Below are 22,927 nucleotides of genomic sequence, written 5' to 3'. Positions count from 1 at the left end.
ATGAAAAAAGTCTGGGATATCGCATGGAAAATAGTACTCGGGCTTATCGGTTGCGCCTTGCTGTTTATATTCTGGATGTCGCCGAGGTTGGGCGGTCTTATTTCTATTGGTAAGGATCGGGCAGACTCTACAATATATTCATTGACATTTGATTACGAGCAACCATCTTCTGTAACGCTTCACTATCCAGACTTGTCTCAGGGCAAGGCCTATACCTATTTGCGGGAAACATACCATTTAGATAGTATCGTACAACATTGCGAAAGAGATTTTGATAAAATTACGGCTATTCAGAGTTGGGTACAAAGTCGGTGGGAGCACGATGGCGAAAACGTGCCAGAATACCATGATGCTGCTTATATCTTGCAAGAAGCGGAGAAAGGACGCCGATTTCGGTGCGTCGAATATGCGACCGTGGCTCAACAGTGTTTAGCAGCATTAGGTTTCGCGACGAGGCAATTGAGTTTGATGACTCGCGATATTTCTGAAGTGAAGTGGGCAGGGGGGCACGTGGCCAATGAAGTATATATTGCCGACATCAACAAGTGGATTTTTATAGATCCACAATATGATGTAATTACCGTACGAGATGGTACGCCATTAAATGCAGTAGAGCTGCAGGCTTGCATCGCTGAAGGTCATGATTTTGAATTATTGAATCCAAATAATTCCATAAGTAAGGATGATTACAAACGATGGATCGCTCCATACTTGTATTATTTTACCGTATCCCTGCAGACAGGGCCAACAACAATCTGGGATAGAATCGTTGGAAATAAGCGTCAATTAACTTTATATCCGATAGGTGCTGTACAGCCGGCATACTTTCAGATGATGTTGCGCCTTAATACCGCTGTGTATACGCACGCTATTCAGGCGTTCTATCCACAAGTAAAACAATAACGAAAAGGAACTGTCTTAAAGCTGTTAGAATAGCATTCTTAGATAGCTAATATGCTGTTGGCACAACTATTTTTAGGGGATTTTTTGATACATTTGTATCTGTTAGATATTTAGGAGAGTGGTATGGACGCACAGCAGAAACTAGATTTTTTGATCAATAACCCAAGTTTGGATCCGCAGCTCAAAGCGATCGCTCTGAAGGTGCGTGATAGTGAGCGAATCAGCTTCGAAGAAGGCGTGTATTTGTACGAGCATGCAGAGTTGTCGTACCTTGGTGTATTGGCCAATCATATTCGCGAAGCGAAACACGGCGATATCACCTATTTCAATCGAAACTTTCACATAGAGCCTACTAACGTATGCGTGTACGATTGCAAATTCTGTTCGTATTCACGGATGATCAAGCAACGCGAAGAAGGATGGGAGATGGATGTGGATGGCATGCTTGAAGTCGTCAAGAAGTATGATAGCGAGCCGGTGACCGAAGTACATATTACAGGCGGTGTAGTTCCTAAGCAAAACTTAGCGTTTTACGCAGAATTTTTCCAGCGTTGCAAAGCACATCGTCCTGACTTGCATATTAAAGCTTTAACCCCTGTAGAATATTACTATATCTTCAAAAAAGCAAAGCTGTCGCATTACGATGGCATGAAATATCTAAAAGAAGCTGGGCTGGATTCCATGCCTGGAGGTGGTGCGGAGATTTTTCATCCCGAAATTCGAGAAAAGATAGCGCATGATAAGTGTACTGCCGATCAATGGTTGGATATTCACGAACAAGCTCATAAGCTAGGTATGCACACCAACGCAACGATGTTGTACGGTCATATCGAACAATATTGGCATCGTGTGGATCATATGGAGCGGTTGCGCCAGTTGCAGGATCGTACCCAAGGATTTCAGACGTTTATTCCATTAAAATTTCGGAATAAGGACAATCAGATGGAACATGTTCCAGAGGTTTCTGTAATCGAAGATTTGCGCAATTACGCTATTGCCAGAATTTATATGGATAATTTTGCGCACATCAAAGCCTATTGGGCCATGATATCTCGCGATACGGCACAGATGTCATTGAGTTTTGGCGTAGATGATATTGATGGCACCTTAGACGATACCACCAAAATCTATAGCATGGCAGGTGCGGAGGAACAAACTCCAGCGATGTCCACACAAGAGTTAGTAGAACTAATTCGGAACGTTGGTCGCCATCCTGTGGAGCGTGATACCGTGTATAACGTAGTCACCGATTTCAAGGACGTAACATTTGACAACGAACCTAAGAAAAACTATTACGCCTTACCGGTAGTAAATTAAGCGATATTGAAGAAGACATTTTATTTCATTAGACACGGACAGACCGACCTCAACCTTCGCGGAATTGTACAAGGCCGTGGCGTAAACTCGCCTCTAAATGAAATGGGCCGAAAGCAAGCAGAAGCTTTCTTTCAAGCTTATAAGCATGTTCCTTTTGATAAAGTATATACCTCTACCTTACTCCGCACACACGAGACCGTCGCCTCTTTTATAACAGCAGGAATTCCTACAGAGCAGCTAGTAGGTTTGGACGAGATCAGCTGGGGAATCTACGAAGGTAGAGAGCAGGATGAAACGATTATGGCTGGTTTTAAAGCTTTGGTCGATCAATGGCGGAACAATTTGCTGGATGTGGCTGTTGAAAATGGTGAATCACCCAATGCACTAGTCATAAGACAGCAGGAAGCCATGCAGCATATGCTTGCCCAAGAGGATGAAGAATTGGTGCTTGTTTGTCTCCACGGGCGTGCGTTACGCATTTTGCTTTGCCATCTTACGGAAATGGAAGTTTGCCAGATGGATTATTTTCCGCATACCAATACGGCGCTGTATATCGTAGAATATGAAGACGGTAAGTACCGCATCGTAGATCACTACAATACCCAACATTTAGAAGATTTAGAATTAGATGCTTGATAATATACGGATTGCAGTTGCAACCTACACCAATACTTTACCATTTCTTAAAGGATTGCAAACCTCATCAACTATCAGTAGTGATGCCGAATTGTTGATGGATTACCCTAGCGCTTGTGCGGAGAAAGTGATCCGAAATGAAGCTGACCTGGGTATTATTCCGATACAAGCATTGCTTGATATTCCCAACTATCATATCGTAGGAGATTACTGTATTGGTAGTGATGGTGAGGTGGATTCAGTTTTCATTTTTTCTAAAGTTCCTATTGAAGAAGTGAAGGTTTTACGCCTTGATCCGCAGTCGAAAACTTCAAATGGCCTAGCTCGTATCTTATTCAAATACTTTTGGCGTAAAGATGTGGATGTAGTCTTAGCCGGAGAAGCCGATGCAGAAGTACTGATTGGTGACCGTACCTTTGGACAAAAAAGCAAGCATGCCTATGCGTACGATCTAGGTGCTTGCTGGAAAGAATTTACAGGTCTTCCATTTGCATTTGCCGTTTGGGCTGCGAACAAAGAATTACCAGCTACATTTGAAACGGAGTTTAATGACGCATTAGCTTATGGGTTGACAAAAATGGATGAGGTTATCGCTGACTTGCCTACACTCCCTAATTTCGATTTCGACGATTACCTGAGGAATAAATTAGACTTCCGTCTGACAGATGAGAAACGCCAAGCAATAGCGCGATATTTGGAGCTATATCAAACTTTATAGATAGTCGAGTTATTATCTAAATAATACTTAGAAAGATACAAGCCCAACCAAAGAGTAGTAGCAAGCCGCCAAGAGGAGTAATTGGGCCTAAAAACTTCAATCCTTCGGCTTTCCAGTATTCTTTAAAGGATAGTAAGTAGATGCTGCCAGAAAAGACGATGGTTCCGTAAAAAATACCGAAAAAAGCCAACCGCGCGATGCGCAAATCAAAATCAAGACCAAAACCAATGACGAGCAATGTGATTGCGCTATACATCTGATAGCGCACACCAACTTCGAAAGAGGTAACTTTTTCTTCCGAAAGTATTTTCTTCAATGCATGCGCGCCAAACGCGCCGAAAACGATTCCTAAAAAGCCGAAAACGGCACCAGCCATTAATACTGTTGTTTGCATTTTGATGATCAATAAAGTGAACCTAAATTATGTAATATTCGTGATTTCGGAATCAAATATTCACAATAATATTGTTTAATTCTCTATTGAGATAGCCCATTCCTGAAAAAACCTAATTAATTTCAAAAATCGCGTAGTAATACGTTTTATCAGATGATCATTTCGGTGGCTTATCATATACCAGCAAAAATCCCCGATAATGTGATCTCAAGGATAACGTTATCAGGGATTTGAAAGATCATCGCCGGTTTACCGACCACGACTTACATTTTATTTTTTGTCTATTTTGTATAAGCGACCGCTATCTGTCACGGTGTACAACGCACCACCTTTACCTTGGGTGATATCGCGGAAGCGTTGACCTTCGCTAGCTAACAAACGTTCTTCGCCAACCACTTTGTTGTCTTTGATCACGATACGAGCAATGTGTGTCGAACTTAGTCCACTGATAAATAAGTTGTTTTTCCATTCAGGTACATTACTTCCTTTGTAGAAAGTCATGCCACTTGGAGACAATACAGGATCCCAATAATAAACAGGCTGTTCCATGCCTTCTTTTTGTTGAATGACTGGTGTACCGATCTGATCACCACTATACTCCAATCCATAGGTAATCACTGGCCAGCCATAGTTATTACCTGCTTTGATCAAGTTGATTTCGTCACCCCCGCGTGGACCAAATTCGCTATTCCACAATTCGCCTGTTTCAGGATGGAATGCCAAACCTTGTGTATTACGATGTCCGTAAGAATAGATTTCAGGCAAAGCATCTGCTTGTCCTTCAAAAGGATTTCCGGCTACTGCCTTACCGTCTGTAGTAATGCGAAGAATCTTTCCAAGTGCAGATTTCAAATCTTGTGACTGCGGACGAGTTTCTAAATCAGAACGCTCACCGGTGCTCACAAATAAGTTTCCATCTTTGTCAAACACAATACGGCCACCGTAGTGCAATTTGCCATCATAAGTTGGCAGCGCGCGGTAGATGACTTGTGCATTTTCGATTTTGCTGTCATCTGCAGCCAGTTTACCTTTTGCTACGGCAGTATGATTTCCATTCGCCGCAGGCTCAGAAAATACCCAATAAACCATTCTATTAGATTCAAATGATGGATCTAGCGTTAAGCCCAATAAACCACCTTGTCCATTATCATCTACTTTTGGTAAGCCGGTGATGGGCTCACTAACTTTAGCCGTTGCTGCATCTACAATACGCATATTACCCGCTTTTTCTGCGACTAATAGTCTGCCATCTGGCAATTCAACGATTCCCCAAGGCGATGTCAAGGCATCAGTAATCATTTTGCCTTCAAATGCGGTGCTAGTTTTCACACCCGCGATGCGAGTTTGTCCCTCAAATGCAGGTTTGTAGTCCGTATTCGCTTTATTTTTTTCAACAGGTGGATACGAAGTTGTATCACTACCATTGTCGGGATTTTCTGCCGTTGAATTGGTACCGCTGCACGATGCAGAAGTCATTAAGGCCACAGCTAAGGCTGTAGGAATCATAAATTTTACGTTTTTCATAATATGATATAGTGATGTATATGCTATTAATTGTATTCTGGTCTTTTAGGGAAATTGGCAACGTGTGCATATTTCGGACCTAAACTAACCAAGGTATGTTTCCACAGATCTTCACCATCTATTATGAAGGCTAAATCTGTACTGTATGAATTGTGTACTGCCCAGCAGTTTTGCTGTATTTCACGTTCTAATTGATCGGGACTCCAGCCCGAGTAGCCTAGAAATAACTTCACTTCTTCGGTGGATATTTCTCCTCGATTAATGAGCGTTATAAGTCGCTCAAAATCGCCACCCCAATACAAATTGTCAACTACATGCGTGCCGCTATGTAAGCGATCATACGCCTCATGAACAAAATAGAGCGTATTTTGTTCCACCGGACCTCCTAAGTACACGGGGAAGTTAGGATTTTCTACGCCATCGACAATATCGGATAAGACCATGAACGATCGGTGGTTTAAAATCAAACCGACGGTACCATCGTTGGCATCGTGCTCACACAACAAAATGACAGCACGTTCAAAGTTCTGGTCGAGCATGAAGGGCTCTGACACCAATAAGCTTCCTTGCTTTGGTTCGTATTCGCTAAACATACATGATCCTCCTTTCGCAGACCAAATTTATCGATTGTGTCTAGTAATCCCTAGTTTTTGACAATAAATTTAACATCCTTATGGGTAAAACAAGGTGCTTTTGATTAAGTTTGTGCATATCAACATATGTTTTGATGGCGATTATACGACAAGAATTAGCAGATCTTCGGGAGGATTATGTCAAAGGATCATTCGATTACGAAAATGCACTCGCTGATCCTATTCAGCAGTTTTCTGCTTGGTTGGATGAGGCATTGCGTGCGGAAGTGATGGAGCCAACAGCGATGGTATTATCTACGATTGATGAACGGCAAATGCCCCAATCTCGCGTGGTACTTTTAAAAGATATCAAATCTACTGGATTCAGTTTTTATACCAATTACCATAGTGCCAAAGGGCAACAGGTAGCACAGTACCCTGCTGTATCCTTACTTTTCTTTTGGCCAGAATTACAAAGGCAAGTACGTATTGTTGGTCATATCGAACGACTTCCAGAATCAGAATCTGATCAATATTTTCAATCTCGACCGCGTGGCAGTCAGATCGGAGCTACAGCATCACCACAAAGTCAGGTCATTCCAGATCGTTCTTTTTTAGAGGAGAGAGTTGCTGAGATTGGTGCGGAATACGCTGGCGATTTAACCATACCAAGACCTGCACATTGGGGCGGTTATTTGGTTCGTCCAGTAGAAATGGAATTCTGGCAGGGCAGAGCAAGCCGACTGCATGATCGAATAGCTTATGTGACAGAAAATCAAGCTTGGAAGATGCAACGTTTAGCCCCTTAATAAAGATGAGCGAACAAATAGCGCATTTACGCACTGTATTATTGGAGCAAGTCCATGCAGACGCTGTACAAGACGTACAATTAGCCGGTCTACAGCCTGCTTTATACATTCATTCAGATCATTTATTGGCGGTATGCTTGTTTTTACGCAATGATCCAGCGTTCTATATTGATTTCTTGTCTGATATTGCTGCCGTAGATTATTTTCCAGAATCGTATTTTGAGGTAGTGTACCAATTAGCATCTATTCCGCATCAAAGGCAGATTACATTGAAAGTACGCTTGGAGCACGATCGTGCTACGAACCTGCTTCCAGAATTGCCGTCGGTATCCTCCGTATGGCGCACGGCAGAATGGCATGAGCGCGAAGCGTACGATCTAATGGGGATTTTTTTTACCGATCATCCCGATCTGCGTCGCATTCTGATGCCCGATGATTGGGAAGGATTTCCCCTTCGAAAAGATTATCAAGATCCAGAAATCTATCACGGTATACCGGTAAAAGATTAACCATGAGTCGATACAACGAAGCTTTAGCACGTTATCAAGAAAAGATAAACTCTATTCAATCGCAGGAAATGGTGATCAATATGGGACCACAACACCCGTCTACGCACGGAGTTTTGCGTTTGGAGTTGATTACGGATGGAGAGATTGTCAAAGAAGTTATACCGCATCTTGGTTATCTGCACCGCTGCTTTGATAAGCACGCCGAATCCATGAATTTTGGAAAAAGTATTCCATTTACAGACCGATTGGATTATTTATCATCTATGAATAATAGCCATGCATTTGTGATGGGAGTAGAGCGTATGCTCGGCATGGAACAATCCATACCGAAACGCGTGGAATATATCCGTGTATTGGTTTGCGAGCTGAATCGGATCGCTTCCCATCTTATTGCAATCGGTACGTATGGAATAGATATTGGTGCATTTACGCCATTTATGTGGTGTTTTCGTGATCGCGAACATATTATGGCCATGTTGGAATGGGCATCTGGTTCGCGCATGCTCTACAATTATATCTGGGTCGGTGGTCTGTTTTATGATTTGCCCGTCGGTTTTGAAGCGCGCTGTCGCGAATTCCTCGACTATTTCAAACCCAAATTGGATGAATTGGATGAAATCCTGACCAATAATCAAATCTTCATTGCAAGAACGGCTAATATTGGCGTATTGCCTGCTGATGTAGCGATCAATTACGGTTGTAGTGGCCCTATGTTGCGCGGTTCTGGTATCAAGTGGGATTTGCGCAGAGTAGATGGTTATTCGGTGTATCCTGAATTGGAATTTGACATTCCGGTAGGAGAAGGGAAAATGGGACAAAAAGGTGATTGCTGGGATCGGTACAAGGTGCGTGTAGATGAGGTGCGAGAATCCGTCCGTATTATAGAACAATGTCTTGCGCGACTAAGCTCCGATTTCAAACGGACACCAGAGTTCGATCCGCGAGCGCTCGTCCCGAAGAAAGTCAATCTAAAAGCGCAAGATTATTATGTGCGTGCCGAAAATCCGAAAGGGGAGCTTGGTTTTTATTTCGTAACCCAAGAGCGCAGCGATATCCCAAGACGAGTGAAGGCTCGTGGCCCAAGTTTCAATAACCTTTCCGTGTTGCCTGCTTTAGGCAAGGACGTTCTGATTGCCGATTTGATCGCCATTTTGGGGTCGATCGATATCGTACTGGGAGAAGTAGATCGTTAATTATTCAATATCTAAGCAGTAATTATGCTACAGTTTGCTAATGCAAAAATAAACATCGGCTTGCATATCACGAGCAAAAGACCGGATGGCTACCATGAGTTGGAATCGATTTTCTATCCGATCAAAATTTATGACGGGATCGAAATATTGCCTTCCGAAGCGCTATCTATGCAAGTTTATAACTATGCTTTTCCGGTGGACGAAGATAATCTATGTACCAAAGCATATCGTTTAATTGCGGCAGATTACAATTTACCACCCGTGCAGATTCATCTGTTGAAGGGCATTCCTGTTGGCGCGGGTTTGGGTGGCGGCTCAGCCGACGCGAGCCGGGTTTTAATGATGCTGAATGAGCAGTACACATTAGATCTTACGCATCAGCAATTAGAATCTTATGCGCGTCAATTGGGCGCAGATTGTCCATTTTTCATTCGCAATAAACCTGTGTATGCTACTGGGATCGGAACTACTTTTGAGGAGATAGCGCTCGATCTTTCTGCCTATCATATCGTCCTTGTAAAGCCTCAGATCCATATCTCCACCGCCGCAGCGTACCAAAATGTATCCATTCGTACGGCGCAGGTAGATCTACGAGAAGCGATCCAACTGCCGGTGCAGGAATGGAAATATCATATTAAAAATGATTTTGAAGACGGATTATTTCGTCACCATCCAGAAATACAAAATTTAAAGTCTGCTCTCTACGATTCGGGTGCTATATATGCTTCCATGTCAGGATCTGGTTCGGCCGTATTTGGCCTATTTGATTCGGTACCAGACATCCACAAATTGCAATCTTTTGGAACCGTTTTTTTAGGCTAAAAAATTCAAACTTTTTACTCTCTAGGATGTTTATATCATGAGTTAAATTGAAAAGCTATGAGTATTTTAAATAAAACATTGGAAACGTTGAAAGATAAATTGGACGCAGAATGTACCGATGCTAATGTGGGTGGGTCAGAGCGTATATTATCTGTTATAGCTGGCGGATTTATTTTAGGTGTCGGTGTCAAAAACTTGTTCCGTAGTCCTTTGACTTCTTTCTCTGGTATTGCATTGGGCGGTTCTTTAGTTTACCGCGGTGTAACCGGGAAGTGTCGTCTTACGAGTGCATTTAATAAGGAAGAAGAAAAACCGGATACGACGGTCATCGAGCACCGTTATTTTGTGAAATAATCGATATTTTATAAACCCTTATGTTAATAATCCTATCCACCCAATGGTGTCGATGGGATTTTTACTATTTGGATATTAGCGCAAAAAAATGTGACATAGCAAAGCCATTAGTAGACATCACCAACGTCTCTACTAACGGCTTTGCTATTTTAATCCTTTTGTACTAGTCCTGCCACTAGAGCTTTCCATTGCGGATAAGAGCCGCCCAATTTTACGCCCAATCCGATCAAGGCATTTCGAATCGTATCTGCTATTCCCTCATTTTCATCGTTGATCAATTCGTTTCTGCCAGCATATTGAGCGGAAACTTCTTTATCCTGCTGTTCCAATACAATGGTAGAGGTGGCGATATTTTTGAAGAAATGTGCAATACCCTCATTCGGCTGCGTCGGGTCGGTGGTTGGTCTGAGCGTGATGGAAACTTTTTGACTTTTTGCAATGATTTCTTCCAAAATTTGCTCAATGCGAACCCAGTCGTAGCCGTCGCTGCTGGGTAATCCTGGCCCTAATATATCAATCTTAACTAAATCACCTTCTTGTGCTTCTCGCTCCAAGTGTGCGCCTTTACTGTCTGCCAATTGAAATACGGACGACGGTAATACGGCTACTTCATTCCAGTCGTTTATACCTAAAAGACGTTCTTTGGCTACTAAGAAAAATTCCTTTGCTTCTTCTGTAGTAGAAAATTCGGCAGATGATGAACAATCGACCCTTTTACCTTTTTTGTGCTCTGGTATCATAATTTTTCCTTTCGTTGAATAGTGATTTATTTATAGGTGCTCCACGTTAGATATTACAATTTGCATTCCCTGATGTTTATGAAAGCTATTTTTCGGGTATAATAACGGTATGCAATCAGGTACGAAAGATGCTATTATGTATTTATTCCAGCCCTAAGTGTAGCAATTACTTGGCAATAGCAGGTGATAGTCCGTATCCAATTATTATGTTACTCGGCAATCCTTGGATGCAGCTACCCACTCTTTACTTTCGCATCGCGGGCAGGTTGCGCGTTGATGCAATTCTGCTATTTCACCACAGGTGGTACAAGCATAGTGACCTGGTGCCGTTATCTCTACTGATTTCTTATTATATTCTTTTGGCAATATCGGAAGCCCATATTTGACTTGATCATTTTCAAAATAAAAGATACTCAATTTGCCGTTCGTTTCTAAAATGGCAGTCTTCACTTGACCCACATGAGATATGTTCGATTCTCTCATCTCTGCAAAAAACTCATCTTTGCCCAATGTTTGTGCCTCTTTTACATTTAAACTGAATTTACCATCTTCAATCACATAAATAGGCTGACCTTCGATAATGCTTTCCACTTTGCTGTATTTGGCTGCAAAGTAGGTAATGCTACGGTACAGTATCAGTGTGGAGATAAAGGCAATCAGAGAAGGAATGATGGCCATCTCCTGATCAATCATCGGATCTCCTGCTGCTGAGCCCAGCGCAATGATGATCGCCACTTCAAATATGCTTAGCTGGCGAATACCTTTCTTTCCCGTCAATCGCAAGAATATCAGAATAATGGAAAACATGACAGTGGTGCGGAAGATGATCTCGATAGCGTAACTGAAATCCAGATTATGCAGGAAAACATCGCTGAAAAATGTTTCGTGGTTCAGTAGTGTAAGAAATTTGGACATGTGCTAAGGTGATGTATATGTAGTATAACCTGTATATAGCTATTATGGTTTGTTGCTTAGTTGTATGAAAGCATTTGCTCTCTTTGCTAAGTTTATTGCCGGACTAATTCAATAATTGTCAATTCTAACCACGCACTCGAAAGGCTTTAAACTAATTATGCCTCCTAGTGAGGAGGCATAATTATGCAATACATGTTTTTTTGAGCGCTAAAAGCGTTGAGGATAAATTAATCGTGTCCTTCTGTTTTTACAATCTTATTGTAAACGCCTAACAATAGAAATGGGGCAGCCCACTGTCCTACGAATAATGCATTTTTATCTTTGCATAAGCATTTTAAAGTAAGTGATACGCCCATAGCTGCTACAGCCGCAATTAAAAATGACGTAGATGGCACCTTCGAAGTTGCCTGCTCAATTTGCTTTGTTACTTGTCCTTCGTTTCCTGTTTCAATAGCCATAATGTTCTTTTTAAAGTGGATTTTCGATCTATTTATATGAGTATAACAGTGTGAGTAAAAGAACGTTTCTTGTAATTACAAAACGGGTATATCTTCTTTAAGATTGTATATAGTACGGAGTAGGCTGATTTAAGTTCTTATTTGACAAGTAAGTAAGCAAATATGGAGCTTTGAGCTAATTGTTTTGATTCAATCCCATAAATCGGAATGGTTCTTTCGGTACCAGCTGTTCATTGCTTAGTCCTGCAAGATTAAAATTGCCATCGACTGCTAGCTTGAGCACTTTTCCCTGCTTGCTAAAATCTAGCGTTTTTAGATCAATCCAGAATGCGCTCGGAGCGTTGACCGTCTCAAAATAGTAGGTGAGATTTTTGTGGTCAGAAACAGATCTCCATCGGGTGGAGGAAATATTCGGCTCAGATGGAGAAGAAATGCCATAAGGTACGGAACAATTGCGAATCACACTAAATACACTCGCTAGTGAGTTTCTGGTATTATCCGTTTGTGGGATCGCATTGATATAATAGGATGCGCGTACATATCGATCTGCCGCACGATTGGTTCCCGGCAACATGATCGTGCCCGGTATGCCTTGCCAGTAAGCATTCAAAGCAAGTTGCTGATCAAAGACGGGAGAGTTCGTCATTACCGTATAACTTGGGTCATGATGTATCATTAATTTGCCGTCGATATATTCGAAGATGGCATTGTCACCTGTTTTATCGGATATGGATAAATGCAACGTAGTAAATTTATCTGTACCTGGTATCACATCGCTTACCACGACGAATTTCTCTTGCTGCAATACTGCAACGGCTTCATTTACTGTAGCAAAATTATCTAACACGTATTGTGCCCAAGCTGCGATAGTAAGTCCCTTTTCGCCCGATTTTGGTTCGAAAGCTGGATATTTTGACTCCGCTAACCACAAAACATTAGCTACTAAGCCTTTTTCGTTCATGCCGTCAGCAGTGGCTATATCCCAAGCACTAGCCACAACACTTCCATATTTTGATGTCCATTGGATGGACGTTGGTCCAACTTCGCCACTGCGTTTTATTCCTCTTGGGAAAACCCACAAGTTAGCGGGAATTTCATCACGCCAATCCATACTTCTCGCCGTAATAATGGTCTCATTCGGACCTTTATACACTACTCGGGTACAAGGTATCGCTTGCACTATCAGAGAAGAGGTTGCTAACGTCATCAACATGCTTTTTAGTAGTTTCATACGGTATCTAATTGATTTTGTTTTTATTTGATTATCAGTACTATTTTATAGTGTTTTTTCTAAAAATAGAAAATATGTTAGTGCAATTACGTAAATTTTTAACAACCTAAGATAAATTTACAGGTTGAAACGTTGTGCCTGCGTGAATAATAAGCAAAGAAAAAGGCATCATCTCTTCCGAGTGATGCCTAATAATTTGTTGGAAAAAGATATTATTTATTTTTGATCTGTGGACTCCCAGTCCAGTGAACCTAAGAGTGCGTCGATGTAAGTGTATAATTCACTTAACTCCTGCGTACCGCGCGCGCCATAATCGTTTATCTTTTTGGCATTGCCATCTGCAAAAGTGATCGCTGTATTTACCGAAGGCAAATCAGTGATTTGGCGACCGTAATTATCTTGCATATCTTTAAAATTCATTTTCTCCAACTTATTTACTAAAACCATCCATTCTTTTTCTGGAAGATTAGCTTTATACCAGCCCTTCATTTTGTTAGGCAGATGATCCACTGCATCCAAAGTCACTACGCAATTTTTATCGATCTGCATCGTATAGACCGGGCAGGTGCCAAAGCATGGAGTTCTAGAAATCGTAATCATACTGATTTGATTTGCGTTGTCGATTCTGCCGGCACGTTGTGAACTACATGCGCAAAATAGAAAGGCAGCGACAAAAAATAGGTATACCGAATATCTCATAGTTGATGTGTTTGCTAAAGTAATTCCAAAAACGTTGCCAAAGCTGCTTAAGTACGACACGATTTCGTTTTTTGTTAACTAGTAAATATCCAAGTCATCACCTAGTATTAACAAAATGTTAAGTTGTTATTATATAATAATAAAATAAATATTATGATATCGTTAATTAACATAATGCTTGATGTTAGGGTATTATTAAGTAATTATTTTCGATACATCTTTTAACATTAAATTGATCTTTAGTTTAAATGTCTCTATTTCGAATTATCTCTTTTGTGCTGTTTATGGCTGCTTCAAGCGTGATGGCGCAAGAAAAACCTTGGTATCAGTCAATCAATATGCGTGGTTATGTACAAGCGCGCTATAACCGTTTGTTGGAGACCAATCCCAACTTGGGCTGTGAACAATGTGACGCAAGTTGGGGAGAAGGCGGTGGCTTTATGCTTCGTCGCGTGCGATTGATTTTTTCAGGCCAACTCAACGATCGAATCTATTTTTACTTGCAGCCAGATTTTGCTAGTTCAGCGCAAGGTGGTTTGCACTTTGGGCAGCTTCGAGATGCCTATTTTGATCTGGGATTGGATAGTAAAAATGAATTCAGATTGCGTATTGGACAGAGTAAGGTGCCATTTGGTTTTGAGAACATGCAATCCAGTCAGAATAGATTGCCGTTAGATCGGGCAGATGGTACGAATAGCGCATTGCGCAACGAACGGGATTTGGGAGTATTCTTTTATTGGGCACCCCAAGAAAAGAGAAAACTATTCGCTGATTTGATAGCCCGAGGACTGAAAGGTTCTGGAGATTATGGTGTATTTGCTTTCGGCGTTTATAATGGGCAAACAGCCAATAATCCGGAAGGCAATAAGGGCATGCACGTAGTTTCCAGATTTAGTTATCCATTTGAGGTCGGCGATCAGATTGTCGAAGCAGGTTTGCAAGGTTACACGGGTCGGTACATTATATCGCAAGATCGTATTAGCGAAGGCGTAAGTGTAGATGCGGATCGAGATTACTTGGATCAGCGTGTGGCCGCTTCGTTTGTATTATACCCACAACCTTTCGGTATTCAAGCCGAGTACAACATTGGTCGTGGACCAGAATATGATGGCTTACAGCAAGCCATTGATACTAAATCGCTATCTGGCGGTTACGTGACATTATCGTATATGACGCGTCTTAAAAATCAAATATTGATTCCATTCACGCGTTTGCAACAGTATAAGGGAGGAAAAAAACACGAGCAGGATGCACGTAGTTATGATGTAAAAGAATTGGAATTAGGCGTAGAATGGCAACCTTCCAAATATTTCGAATTAGTCGCGATGTACACGATGTCGTCGCGCCGCTACGAAGATCAGCAACTTCCTGATAACTTGCAGACCGGAAATCTGCTTCGGCTACAAGCGCAATTGAATTTTTAGAAATGCGAAATTTTCAGTTCTGGCAAACGGTATCGGCGCTCCTTTGTTATTTCAAATAGAGAAACAATTTATTTTACTATCTATAGAGGAGGACATACCATGTCAGAAGAAAATAACAAACAAAACGACGCAGAACAGCTGCCATTTGATAATGAAGAAATCCGCGACGAGGCGGAAGCTACTGGAGAAACCCTAAAGTACAACGAAGAGCAAGATAGTTTTGAGCTGGATACCGAGTCAGGCGATAGCGAGTACGATCACCCTTTACCGTATGATACGGCTGCACCCGAAGGGCAAGAAGATGGTGCACTTTACGATGAAGCCAATCCTTATGCGCAAGGTGAGTATCAGGAAAAGGAAAGTAAGTTAGATGGACGATTAGAAGAGTTGGATCGAGTTGTAGGCAATGAAGATCTACAAGTCGATCCAATGGATGAGGCGCTTAGCGCACAGCCAGAAGATTTTTCGAACGATTTAGATGCCGAAGGATATCCGAAAAAGGATGACGCCGATGGCGAAGATAATCCGATAACACAATAATAGACGTGTGCAAATATCTGAAGAACAGGCAAGAACAATACTATTGTTCATGCCTGTTTTTTTTGTAGCCTCGTGTCAAATTGGGACTTAGATGAAATGGTAGGTATGTTGTAAAAATATTTTCCCATCAAATGAAATCCTAATGCCAAAATGGAGCGATTTTTGCTGACTTCACTATGCAGCTACCTAATCGCAAAAAAATGCTATTTTAGAAAAATTCGAGAAAGCATTAATAGCCTGTTAGTGTAAAAACTTGTGTTAGAAGACTTACATGATTCTGATTGTTGACGATACCATAGAAAATATATATTCGCTGGAGCGATTACTTACTAGCAAGGGTTTTGAAGTAGATTCTGCCACTTCGGGTGAGGAAGCCTTAAAGAAGGTATTGAAAACGGATTACGCATTAATCATCTTAGATGTTCAAATGCCGGGAATGGATGGTTTTGAAGTGGCTGAATCGCTTGCCGGCTTTAATAAAACTAAAGAAATTCCTATAATCTTCCTGTCAGCCGTAAATACCGACAAAAAATTCATAACCCAAGGGTATGCTTCGGGTGGTATAGATTATGTCACTAAACCCGTAGATCCAGATATTTTGATCTTAAAGGTGAAGACGTTTTATCGTTTGTATGAGCAGACGTTGGCGCTAAATCGTACGGAGAAAGCGTTGCGTTTGGAGATAGAGGAACGTAAAAGAACACAGTATATGTTAAAAGAGCGCGTGGATCATCTGCGCTCTATACTAGAATCGTTGCCCCAAATTGCTTTTATGGCCGATGCTGCTGGAGAAGTAGAGTTTGTTAATAATAAGTGGTTCAATTATTCGGTCACGTCAAAATTATTCCCCGAAACACATCCCGAAGATCCTTATTTGTTAGATGCTTGGCAGCCACATTTACTTAGTGGTTCTCCCTTTGAAAGTGAGATACGTATTCGTGAATTAGGATCTAATACTTATCGTTTTCATCTATTACGCATCATTCCCATCAAAGAAAGCGATTCTGTCGTGAAATGGGTAGGCACCTTTACCGATATCGACGATCGAAAACATATTGAGAGAAAGAAAGACGAATTTTTAAGTATTGCGAGTCATGAACTTAAGACACCGTTAACTAGTATCAAGGCTTATGTACAGCTTTTGGAGAGGATACTGGAACCTCAAGAGCAAAAAAATGCACATAATTACATCCAGCGAGTACATACACAGCTCAACAAATTAAACGGTTTGATCGTAGACCTATTGGATATATCGAAGATGGAAAATGGTCGTCTAAAGATCAACAAAGTGCCTTTTCTTTTAGAGCCTATGATTGGTAACGTGATTGATACGATGTATCAAACTTTTGGAACAGGTGAGCTAACTGTCGAGCGTATTGGTGAACCAATAAGTAAGGAATTGATCGGAGATGAAATTCGGGTAGAACAAGTATTGACCAATTACCTAACAAATGCGATCAAATATTCACCCAATTCTGCGCGTGTAGTGATCAAAACGGAGCAGTCAAAAGATGAAATTAAAGTCAGCGTTACCGATTTTGGAATAGGTATTCCAGAACATAAGCATAAAAATATCTTTGATAAATTTTATCGTGTAGAGGAGTCTTCTGAACGTTTTCAAGGTTTAGGAATCGGGCTGTACATCTGCGCAGAGATTATCAATCAGCATCAGGGTACCTACGGCTTGCATAGTACGGTCGGAGAGGGCTCAACATTTTATTTTACCTTACCATCAAATTAATATTATGCCTAAAAAGATTATCCGAAATTTGCAGATAGGTTTTGGAGTCTCCTTTATTATATTGGTTACCAGTTCCATCGCTTCCTATGTCAGTATTTCGAATCTAATTGATAATAAGGCGAGTGTTGAGCACACCTATCAGGTTATTAATGCTTCTAATAAGGTGTGGACTGATTTGCAAGATGCGGAAACTGGACAGCGTGGCTATATCCTCACCGGCGATGAACGCTTTTTAGAACCTTACAATCAAAGTATGGTCACGTTGCCGATGGCGATCAAAAACTTACAAGATCTAATTGCTGACAATGACGCGCAAATGCAGCGATCAGACACGTTATACAAACTGATCGACACGCGTTTGAGCATTCTAAAGCGTTTGGTACGCACCAAGCGAGCCAACGAAACGATTACTATAGAGCAACTAGAGGAAGGTCGCCGATTTATGGATAGCTGCCGTGCAGTGATTGATCGTATTGTGGATGCCGAAAACCAATTATTGGAGGTGCGGACAGCCAATGTTTATTCTGCCTCGGATAACACCACGATGTTGATTATCGCCGCGGGATTAATCTCGCTGCTTATCACTTTCTACTTTTATACGCGTATTCAAAAAGAACTACAAGATCGAGAGCGATTGCAGCAGGAATTAGCCGATATGGATCGCGAGCTCCAAGGCAGGTTGGCCAGCGTTGAAAGAATGGCCGATCAGATTGCACATGGTAACTATAGTGTGAAGATCGATGAGCAGCATGATGACTTGCTGGGTAATCTCTCGCATTCGCTTAATGAAATGAGTGCCGCACTTCGCCAATCATTTGAGATCCTCAACAATAATGAGTGGGAACAAAAAGGTATGGCGCAGTTTCACGAAGTGCTTACTGGCAACAAAGAAAATGTAGAGTTAGCCAATGATGCCTTAAACTACTTAATCAGCTATAGTGGATTGGTCAATGGTGCTTGTTATCTTTTTGAAGATGGTGATTTGGTATTGACCAGCACTTACGGTTTGAAAGATGGTCTTCCCAAAACGCTGAAACCAGGAGAAGGCATGGTTGGTCAGGTATTTGTAGACCGCCAGCCCAAATTGTTTGAAGAGTTAGGACAGCAAGAGTATGTCGTGAATTTTGCTCACGGAACGATTAAACTGAACGCTGTACTCTGGATGCCTATTATATCAGATTCCAAATGTTTAGGAGTTATCGAATTTGGAACATTAGATGCCTTTAGTAAAACCAAGTTGGATTTCTTTGCAGAAGCTTGTTTTACATTGGCCAATGCTTTGATCTCGGCAAAAAGTCGCAAACAAGTACAGACCTTACTAGAAGAAAGTCAAGCACAAGCCGAAGAACTGCAAGTGCAGCACAACGAGATGCAAAATCTGAATGTCGAGCTAGAAGCACAGACGCAAAAGCTACAGGCCTCGGAAGAGGAGCTCCGCGTACAGCATGAAGAGCTCTTGCAGTCAAATCAGGAGATGGAGGAAAGATCCAAACTATTGGAAGAGAAAAATTTGCTGATCGCGGAGCGAAACGTCGAAATACAGCAAAAAGCGGAAGAATTAGCGCTAAGTACCAAGTACAAAACGGAGTTCTTGGCAAATATGTCGCACGAACTGCGTACACCACTCAATTCAATTCTGTTATTGTCTCGCTTGATGGGTGAGAATGCGGACGGCAAACTCGACGAAGATTACGCAGAATCTGCGCGCGTAATTCATAGTTCTGGAACAAGTCTGCTGACGCTGATCGATGAGATTCTCGATCTCTCAAAAATCGAAGCAGGGAAGATGGAATTGGAATATGAGTCAGTGCGCATAGGCGATATAGTGGACGATTTAAGGAGTCTTTTCTTACCGATTGTAACCGAAAAATCATTGCGATTTAATATTGAATTGGATTCGGATTTGCCACATAGTGTAGAGATAGATCGTCAAAGACTAGATCAGGTGCTTCGGAATTTGCTTTCTAATGCTATTAAATTTACGGCCGAAGGCAGTATAACGCTTACAATTAAACGAGATCCTGAAGATAATCATCATGTATTGTTCGAAATACGCGATACGGGAATAGGCATCGCCGAAGACAAGCAACAGCTCATCTTCGAAGCCTTTCAACAAGCAGATGGCTCGACGCAACGTAAATTCGGGGGCACGGGATTGGGTTTATCCATCAGCCGAGAGATTGCTAGATTATTAGGTGGTGAAATTCGCTTGCAAAGTGTAGAAAACCAAGGAAGTACGTTTACGTTAATCGTTCCGATCGATAGAAATGTAGTAGATGTAAAACCGGTAACGGAAGACTTATTAAACAGCATCTCCGAAGATGTTAAAGAGATCGAGTCGTTGGTAAGTGATTCTGCTAACACCTTTGCTCTGCCAGATATCCCTGCGGATGTAGAAGACGATCGAGATCATATCACAGCGGACGATAAGGTAATTCTGATCGTGGAGGATGATATTCATTTTGCCAAAGCATTATTGCAATATACCCGTCAGCAAAATTACAAAGGCGTAGTAGCAGTTCGCGGTGACGTAGCGCTTGACTATGCAAAGACTTATCAGCCGAAGGCGATATTATTAGATATTCAATTGCCGATCAAAGATGGTTGGCAGGTGATGAGCGAACTCAAAGGGCATTCCGCCACTAAGCATATCCCGGTGCACATTATGTCATCACTGGAAGTGAAGAAGGAAAGTTTGTTAAAAGGCGCCATCGACTTTATTCGTAAACCATTATTATCAGAACAGATTGGTGGTATGTTCAAGAAGATTGAAGATGCTTTGGAGCGTTATCCAAAAAAGGTATTGATCGTCGAAGAGAATCCCAAACATGCCCAGGCATTAGCATACTATCTAAGCAACTTTAACATTGCTTCTGAAATCAAAAATTCGGTAGAAGAAAGTGTGGATGCACTCTCTTCGTCGGAGGTAAACTGTGTGATATTGGACATGGGCGTGCCAGATCGCTCTGGATACGAAACCTTGGAAGCCATCAAAACGAAAGAAGGATTAGAAAATCTGCCGATTATCATTTTCACTGGTAAAAACCTGTCGCATGCGGAAGAGAACAAAATCAAGCAATATGCAGATTCTATCGTACTGAAAACAGCACACTCTTACCAACGCATACTGGATGAAGTCGGCTTGTTTCTTCACTTGGTGTCGGGCTCCGATCAGCAAGAGCAAAGTTCGAAAAATAATGGCTTAGGTGCATTGAATGATGTGCTACGAGACAAAAAGGTATTGATTGCTGATGACGATGTGCGTAATATTTTCTCATTGACCAAATCTTTAGAACAATACCAGATGAAGGTGTATTCGGCCATGAATGGCAAAGAAGCACTACAACAGATGCAGGAAAACCCAGATATCTCCGTGATATTGATGGATATGATGATGCCGGAAATGGATGGCTATGAAAGCATTCGTCGCGTGCGCGAAATGCCACAATTTTCGCGCTTGCCTATAATTGCGGTAACTGCAAAAGCGATGATAGGCGATCGAGAGAAATGTATACAGGCGGGCGCATCCGATTATATCTCAAAACCAGTGGATGCCGATCAACTCTTGTCATTGTTGCGAGTATGGTTATACGAGGGTTAAAATAGCGGTCAATATAGATTATGAATAATAAAAACAAAATTCTAATCATCGACGATGATCCGCGTAATATCTACGCACTTGAATTGACATTGCGCATGAAGGGCTATACGTCGGTTTCGAGCGCAAGTGCTACCGAGGGAATTGCTTTGCTTCATAGTAGCGATGATATCGCCGTCGTATTGATGGATATGATGATGCCCGATTTAGATGGTTATCAGGCGATTCGGATGATTCGCAGTACGCGTGGTTTTGAGTCGTTGCCTATTATTGCGGTTACAGCACAAGCCATGGTCGGAGATCGCGAAAAATGCTTGGCAGCAGGGGCGGATGATTATATTTCGAAGCCAGTAGATTTGGATAAATTATTGCACGTCTTATCCAAGATTATATAATTCATGGAGCACGCCATATTACGAGATGATGAACTCGATTTACTCTTCGAGGAGATCGCCGAGAAATACGGCTATGATTTCACGCTGTATAGCAAGGCTTCGCTTAAAAGGCGGGTAAGCCGCATTTGCATGATGGATAAGTTGTACAGCTTCGCAGAATTGCGCTACCAACTGATGCACTACCCTGATTACCTGCAGCGATTTGTGGAGGAAATCACCGTAAATGTGACCGAGATGTATCGTGATCCGAATTTTTATAAAACGCTGCGTGAAGATGTACTGCCACAGTTGGCGACTTATCCGTTCATTCGAATTTGGATTGCCGGATGTGCTACCGGGGAAGAAGTGTATTCAGTGGCTATTATGTTGCAAGAAGCTAACTTGTACGATCGCTCCTTGATCTATGCCACAGACCTAAACCCAACAGTATTGGAGAAAGCAAGAAATGGCGTTTTTTCCATTCGTCACATGAAACAATATTCTGAAAATTATATTATATCAGGAGGCAAGAAAGAGCTTTCGTCCTACTACATGGCGAATTATGATGTTGTGAAGTTCCATGATAAACTCAAAGAAAGGGTCGTATTCTCCACACACAATCTGGTGTCAGATGCATCTTTCAATGAGTTTCAACTCATTATGTGTCGCAATGTCTTGATATACTTTGAAAAGGAATTGCAGCATAAGGTGTTTAACTTGTTCGACAATAGTTTAGAGAAATTAGGCTATCTAGCCTTGGGATCTAAAGAAAGTATCCGTTTCTCGAGTCTTGAAAATATGTATAGAAAGCTTGGTTCAGACAAAATATGGCGCAAATTGCACTAAAAAATGATGATAAAATATGATTACAGGAATATAGGTATTTTAATGATTGGTGGGTCTGCCGGCAGTCTCAAAGTGCTTTTTGATCTGTTGCCAGATTTGGATGAAGATCTGGGATTTCCCATCATCATTGTAGTACATCGTAAGGCGGCAGCAGATTCGCAGTTAGAATCCGTTTTTGAAAAACATACTAAATTGAAGGTCTTAGAGATCGAAGATAAGATGTCTTTGGAACCTAACACCATATATTTAGCACCGGCCGACTATCATGTGTTGTTGGAGACACCTACAGAATTGGCACTGGATTATTCAGAGAAATTACATTATTCTCGGCCTTCAATTGATGTCACTTTTCAATCTGGAGCAGAGATGTTCGGAGAACGGGTGGTTGCAATGCTGTTATCTGGTGCAAACCATGATGGTGCACAAGGTTTAAAATATATCCAATCTGTTGGAGGTTTGGTCATCATTCAAGATCCTGAAACCGCTGAAGTGGATTTTATGCCCCGAGAGGCCATAGCTAAAGTAACTGCAGACTGTATAATTAAGCCAACTGAGATGGCGAAATTTATCAATAAGCTTGCAAAAACCGCAAATAATAAGTAAAATAACA

General features: G+C 41.5%; 24 protein-coding genes. 16 read left to right on the top strand and 8 right to left on the bottom strand.

Annotated elements, in window-relative coordinates:
• The 4 genes from DC487_RS10620 to DC487_RS10605 all read left to right on the top strand — a co-directional run bounded on the left by DC487_RS10620 (nucleotide 1) and on the right by DC487_RS10605 (nucleotide 3,574).
• The gene (locus DC487_RS10620; protein ID WP_116775948.1) at nucleotides 1–903 is read left to right on the top strand and encodes a transglutaminase-like domain-containing protein; all 903 of its coding nucleotides are present in this window, start codon (nucleotides 1–3) and stop codon (nucleotides 901–903) included.
• A 123-nt stretch (nucleotides 904–1,026) separates the two neighbouring features.
• Entirely contained in the window at nucleotides 1,027–2,220 is a 1,194-nt protein-coding gene (mqnE, locus tag DC487_RS10615; protein ID WP_116775947.1) for an aminofutalosine synthase MqnE, read from the top strand.
• A 6-nt stretch (nucleotides 2,221–2,226) separates the two neighbouring features.
• Nucleotides 2,227–2,856 carry a histidine phosphatase family protein gene (locus DC487_RS10610; protein ID WP_116775946.1) on the top strand — a complete coding sequence of 210 codons (630 nt, stop codon included), beginning with the start codon at nucleotides 2,227–2,229 and terminating at the stop codon, nucleotides 2,854–2,856.
• Nucleotides 2,849–3,574, top strand: a complete 726-nt coding sequence (locus DC487_RS10605) for a menaquinone biosynthetic enzyme MqnA/MqnD family protein (protein WP_116775945.1) — start codon at nucleotides 2,849–2,851, stop codon at nucleotides 3,572–3,574. The genes DC487_RS10610 and DC487_RS10605 overlap by 8 nt, the downstream gene beginning before the upstream one ends.
• A gap of 16 nt (nucleotides 3,575–3,590) precedes the next feature.
• Here DC487_RS10605 and DC487_RS10600 read toward each other — a convergent pair whose 3' ends face one another.
• The 3 genes from DC487_RS10600 to DC487_RS10590 all read right to left on the bottom strand — a co-directional run bounded on the left by DC487_RS10600 (nucleotide 3,591) and on the right by DC487_RS10590 (nucleotide 6,085).
• The gene (locus DC487_RS10600; protein ID WP_116775944.1) at nucleotides 3,591–3,968 is read right to left on the bottom strand and encodes a DUF423 domain-containing protein; all 378 of its coding nucleotides are present in this window, start codon (nucleotides 3,966–3,968) and stop codon (nucleotides 3,591–3,593) included.
• A 270-nt stretch (nucleotides 3,969–4,238) separates the two neighbouring features.
• A complete protein-coding gene (locus tag DC487_RS10595; protein ID WP_116775943.1) occupies nucleotides 4,239–5,492 on the bottom strand; it encodes a PQQ-dependent sugar dehydrogenase in 1,254 nt (417 codons plus the stop codon).
• A 26-nt stretch (nucleotides 5,493–5,518) separates the two neighbouring features.
• The gene (locus tag DC487_RS10590) at nucleotides 5,519–6,085 is read right to left on the bottom strand and encodes a YqgE/AlgH family protein (protein ID WP_116775942.1); all 567 of its coding nucleotides are present in this window, start codon (nucleotides 6,083–6,085) and stop codon (nucleotides 5,519–5,521) included.
• Nucleotides 6,086–6,219: 134 nt separating this feature from the next.
• On the opposite strand from DC487_RS10590, the gene pdxH reads away from it, so the two are divergent.
• The 5 genes from pdxH to DC487_RS10565 are packed head-to-tail and all read left to right on the top strand — an operon-like array spanning nucleotide 6,220 to nucleotide 9,751.
• Nucleotides 6,220–6,873, top strand: a complete 654-nt coding sequence (pdxH, locus tag DC487_RS10585) for a pyridoxamine 5'-phosphate oxidase (protein ID WP_116775941.1) — start codon at nucleotides 6,220–6,222, stop codon at nucleotides 6,871–6,873.
• Between the two features lie 5 nt (nucleotides 6,874–6,878).
• Nucleotides 6,879–7,382: an NADH-quinone oxidoreductase subunit C gene (locus DC487_RS10580; protein WP_116775940.1), complete on the top strand. Its 504-nt coding sequence runs from the start codon at nucleotides 6,879–6,881 to the stop codon at nucleotides 7,380–7,382.
• 2 nt (nucleotides 7,383–7,384) lie between these two features.
• Nucleotides 7,385–8,575: an NADH-quinone oxidoreductase subunit D gene (locus DC487_RS10575; RefSeq protein ID WP_116775939.1), complete on the top strand. Its 1,191-nt coding sequence runs from the start codon at nucleotides 7,385–7,387 to the stop codon at nucleotides 8,573–8,575.
• A 24-nt stretch (nucleotides 8,576–8,599) separates the two neighbouring features.
• A complete protein-coding gene (ispE, locus tag DC487_RS10570) occupies nucleotides 8,600–9,397 on the top strand; it encodes a 4-(cytidine 5'-diphospho)-2-C-methyl-D-erythritol kinase (RefSeq protein ID WP_116775938.1) in 798 nt (265 codons plus the stop codon).
• 57 nt (nucleotides 9,398–9,454) lie between these two features.
• Nucleotides 9,455–9,751 carry a YgaP family membrane protein gene (locus DC487_RS10565; protein WP_116775937.1) on the top strand — a complete coding sequence of 99 codons (297 nt, stop codon included), beginning with the start codon at nucleotides 9,455–9,457 and terminating at the stop codon, nucleotides 9,749–9,751.
• A 149-nt stretch (nucleotides 9,752–9,900) separates the two neighbouring features.
• Here DC487_RS10565 and DC487_RS10560 read toward each other — a convergent pair whose 3' ends face one another.
• From DC487_RS10560 to DC487_RS10540, 5 genes are all read right to left on the bottom strand, one after another.
• A complete protein-coding gene (locus DC487_RS10560) occupies nucleotides 9,901–10,491 on the bottom strand; it encodes a hypothetical protein (RefSeq protein WP_116775936.1) in 591 nt (196 codons plus the stop codon).
• A 204-nt stretch (nucleotides 10,492–10,695) separates the two neighbouring features.
• The gene (locus DC487_RS10555) at nucleotides 10,696–11,406 is read right to left on the bottom strand and encodes a YetF domain-containing protein (RefSeq protein ID WP_116775935.1); all 711 of its coding nucleotides are present in this window, start codon (nucleotides 11,404–11,406) and stop codon (nucleotides 10,696–10,698) included.
• Between the two features lie 227 nt (nucleotides 11,407–11,633).
• A complete protein-coding gene (locus tag DC487_RS10550) occupies nucleotides 11,634–11,864 on the bottom strand; it encodes a hypothetical protein (protein ID WP_116775934.1) in 231 nt (76 codons plus the stop codon).
• Nucleotides 11,865–12,039: 175 nt separating this feature from the next.
• Entirely contained in the window at nucleotides 12,040–13,095 is a 1,056-nt protein-coding gene (locus DC487_RS10545) for a linear amide C-N hydrolase (protein ID WP_116775933.1), read from the bottom strand.
• Nucleotides 13,096–13,311: 216 nt separating this feature from the next.
• On the bottom strand, nucleotides 13,312–13,794 hold the full coding sequence (locus DC487_RS10540) for a DUF6438 domain-containing protein (protein ID WP_116775932.1): 483 nt from the start codon (nucleotides 13,792–13,794) through the stop codon (nucleotides 13,312–13,314).
• 284 nt (nucleotides 13,795–14,078) lie between these two features.
• Between DC487_RS10540 and DC487_RS10535 the strand changes: the two genes are divergently transcribed.
• From DC487_RS10535 to DC487_RS10505, 7 genes are all read left to right on the top strand, one after another.
• Nucleotides 14,079–15,218: a porin gene (locus DC487_RS10535; RefSeq protein ID WP_239016362.1), complete on the top strand. Its 1,140-nt coding sequence runs from the start codon at nucleotides 14,079–14,081 to the stop codon at nucleotides 15,216–15,218.
• Between the two features lie 99 nt (nucleotides 15,219–15,317).
• A complete protein-coding gene (locus DC487_RS10530) occupies nucleotides 15,318–15,758 on the top strand; it encodes a hypothetical protein (RefSeq protein ID WP_116775930.1) in 441 nt (146 codons plus the stop codon).
• 271 nt (nucleotides 15,759–16,029) lie between these two features.
• Nucleotides 16,030–17,499, top strand: coding sequence for an ATP-binding response regulator (locus DC487_RS10525; RefSeq protein ID WP_116775929.1), 1,470 nt, complete (start codon nucleotides 16,030–16,032; stop codon nucleotides 17,497–17,499).
• 4 nt (nucleotides 17,500–17,503) lie between these two features.
• Nucleotides 17,504–21,100, top strand: coding sequence for a response regulator (locus tag DC487_RS10520; RefSeq protein WP_116775928.1), 3,597 nt, complete (start codon nucleotides 17,504–17,506; stop codon nucleotides 21,098–21,100).
• 20 nt (nucleotides 21,101–21,120) lie between these two features.
• A complete protein-coding gene (locus tag DC487_RS10515) occupies nucleotides 21,121–21,492 on the top strand; it encodes a response regulator (protein WP_116775927.1) in 372 nt (123 codons plus the stop codon).
• Nucleotides 21,493–21,495: 3 nt separating this feature from the next.
• On the top strand, nucleotides 21,496–22,317 hold the full coding sequence (locus DC487_RS10510) for a CheR family methyltransferase (RefSeq protein ID WP_116775926.1): 822 nt from the start codon (nucleotides 21,496–21,498) through the stop codon (nucleotides 22,315–22,317).
• 3 nt (nucleotides 22,318–22,320) lie between these two features.
• Nucleotides 22,321–22,920, top strand: a complete 600-nt coding sequence (locus DC487_RS10505; RefSeq protein ID WP_239016361.1) for a chemotaxis protein CheB — start codon at nucleotides 22,321–22,323, stop codon at nucleotides 22,918–22,920.
• The last annotated feature ends 7 nt before the right edge of the window (nucleotides 22,921–22,927 follow it).

The sequence above is a fragment of the Sphingobacterium corticibacter genome, from assembly GCF_003076635.1.
GTDB classification, from domain to species: domain Bacteria; phylum Bacteroidota; class Bacteroidia; order Sphingobacteriales; family Sphingobacteriaceae; genus Sphingobacterium; species Sphingobacterium corticibacter.
This window is presented reverse-complemented; position numbering and strand designations above follow the sequence as displayed.

Excerpts from the sequence above, each read along its gene's own strand:
- DC487_RS10540 (WP_116775932.1), bottom strand. The coding sequence starts at position 13,794 with ATGAGATATTCGGTATACCTATTTTTTGTCGCTGCCTTTCTATTTTGC.
- DC487_RS10530 (WP_116775930.1), top strand. The coding sequence starts at position 15,318 with ATGTCAGAAGAAAATAACAAACAAAACGACGCAGAACAGCTGCCATTT.
- DC487_RS10535 (WP_239016362.1), top strand. The coding sequence starts at position 14,079 with ATGGCTGCTTCAAGCGTGATGGCGCAAGAAAAACCTTGGTATCAGTCA.
- mqnE (WP_116775947.1), top strand. The coding sequence starts at position 1,027 with ATGGACGCACAGCAGAAACTAGATTTTTTGATCAATAACCCAAGTTTG.
- DC487_RS10600 (WP_116775944.1), bottom strand. The coding sequence starts at position 3,968 with ATGCAAACAACAGTATTAATGGCTGGTGCCGTTTTCGGCTTTTTAGGA.
- DC487_RS10510 (WP_116775926.1), top strand. The coding sequence starts at position 21,496 with ATGGAGCACGCCATATTACGAGATGATGAACTCGATTTACTCTTCGAG.
- DC487_RS10595 (WP_116775943.1), bottom strand. The coding sequence starts at position 5,492 with ATGAAAAACGTAAAATTTATGATTCCTACAGCCTTAGCTGTGGCCTTA.
- pdxH (WP_116775941.1), top strand. The coding sequence starts at position 6,220 with ATGGCGATTATACGACAAGAATTAGCAGATCTTCGGGAGGATTATGTC.
- ispE (WP_116775938.1), top strand. The coding sequence starts at position 8,600 with ATGCTACAGTTTGCTAATGCAAAAATAAACATCGGCTTGCATATCACG.
- DC487_RS10545 (WP_116775933.1), bottom strand. The coding sequence starts at position 13,095 with ATGAAACTACTAAAAAGCATGTTGATGACGTTAGCAACCTCTTCTCTG.
- DC487_RS10560 (WP_116775936.1), bottom strand. The coding sequence starts at position 10,491 with ATGATACCAGAGCACAAAAAAGGTAAAAGGGTCGATTGTTCATCATCT.
- DC487_RS10575 (WP_116775939.1), top strand. The coding sequence starts at position 7,385 with ATGAGTCGATACAACGAAGCTTTAGCACGTTATCAAGAAAAGATAAAC.
- DC487_RS10525 (WP_116775929.1), top strand. The coding sequence starts at position 16,030 with ATGATTCTGATTGTTGACGATACCATAGAAAATATATATTCGCTGGAG.
- DC487_RS10520 (WP_116775928.1), top strand. The coding sequence starts at position 17,504 with ATGCCTAAAAAGATTATCCGAAATTTGCAGATAGGTTTTGGAGTCTCC.
- DC487_RS10605 (WP_116775945.1), top strand. The coding sequence starts at position 2,849 with ATGCTTGATAATATACGGATTGCAGTTGCAACCTACACCAATACTTTA.
- DC487_RS10515 (WP_116775927.1), top strand. The coding sequence starts at position 21,121 with ATGAATAATAAAAACAAAATTCTAATCATCGACGATGATCCGCGTAAT.
- DC487_RS10580 (WP_116775940.1), top strand. The coding sequence starts at position 6,879 with ATGAGCGAACAAATAGCGCATTTACGCACTGTATTATTGGAGCAAGTC.
- DC487_RS10555 (WP_116775935.1), bottom strand. The coding sequence starts at position 11,406 with ATGTCCAAATTTCTTACACTACTGAACCACGAAACATTTTTCAGCGAT.
- DC487_RS10620 (WP_116775948.1), top strand. The coding sequence starts at position 1 with ATGAAAAAAGTCTGGGATATCGCATGGAAAATAGTACTCGGGCTTATC.
- DC487_RS10550 (WP_116775934.1), bottom strand. The coding sequence starts at position 11,864 with ATGGCTATTGAAACAGGAAACGAAGGACAAGTAACAAAGCAAATTGAG.
- DC487_RS10565 (WP_116775937.1), top strand. The coding sequence starts at position 9,455 with ATGAGTATTTTAAATAAAACATTGGAAACGTTGAAAGATAAATTGGAC.
- DC487_RS10590 (WP_116775942.1), bottom strand. The coding sequence starts at position 6,085 with ATGTTTAGCGAATACGAACCAAAGCAAGGAAGCTTATTGGTGTCAGAG.
- DC487_RS10505 (WP_239016361.1), top strand. The coding sequence starts at position 22,321 with ATGATGATAAAATATGATTACAGGAATATAGGTATTTTAATGATTGGT.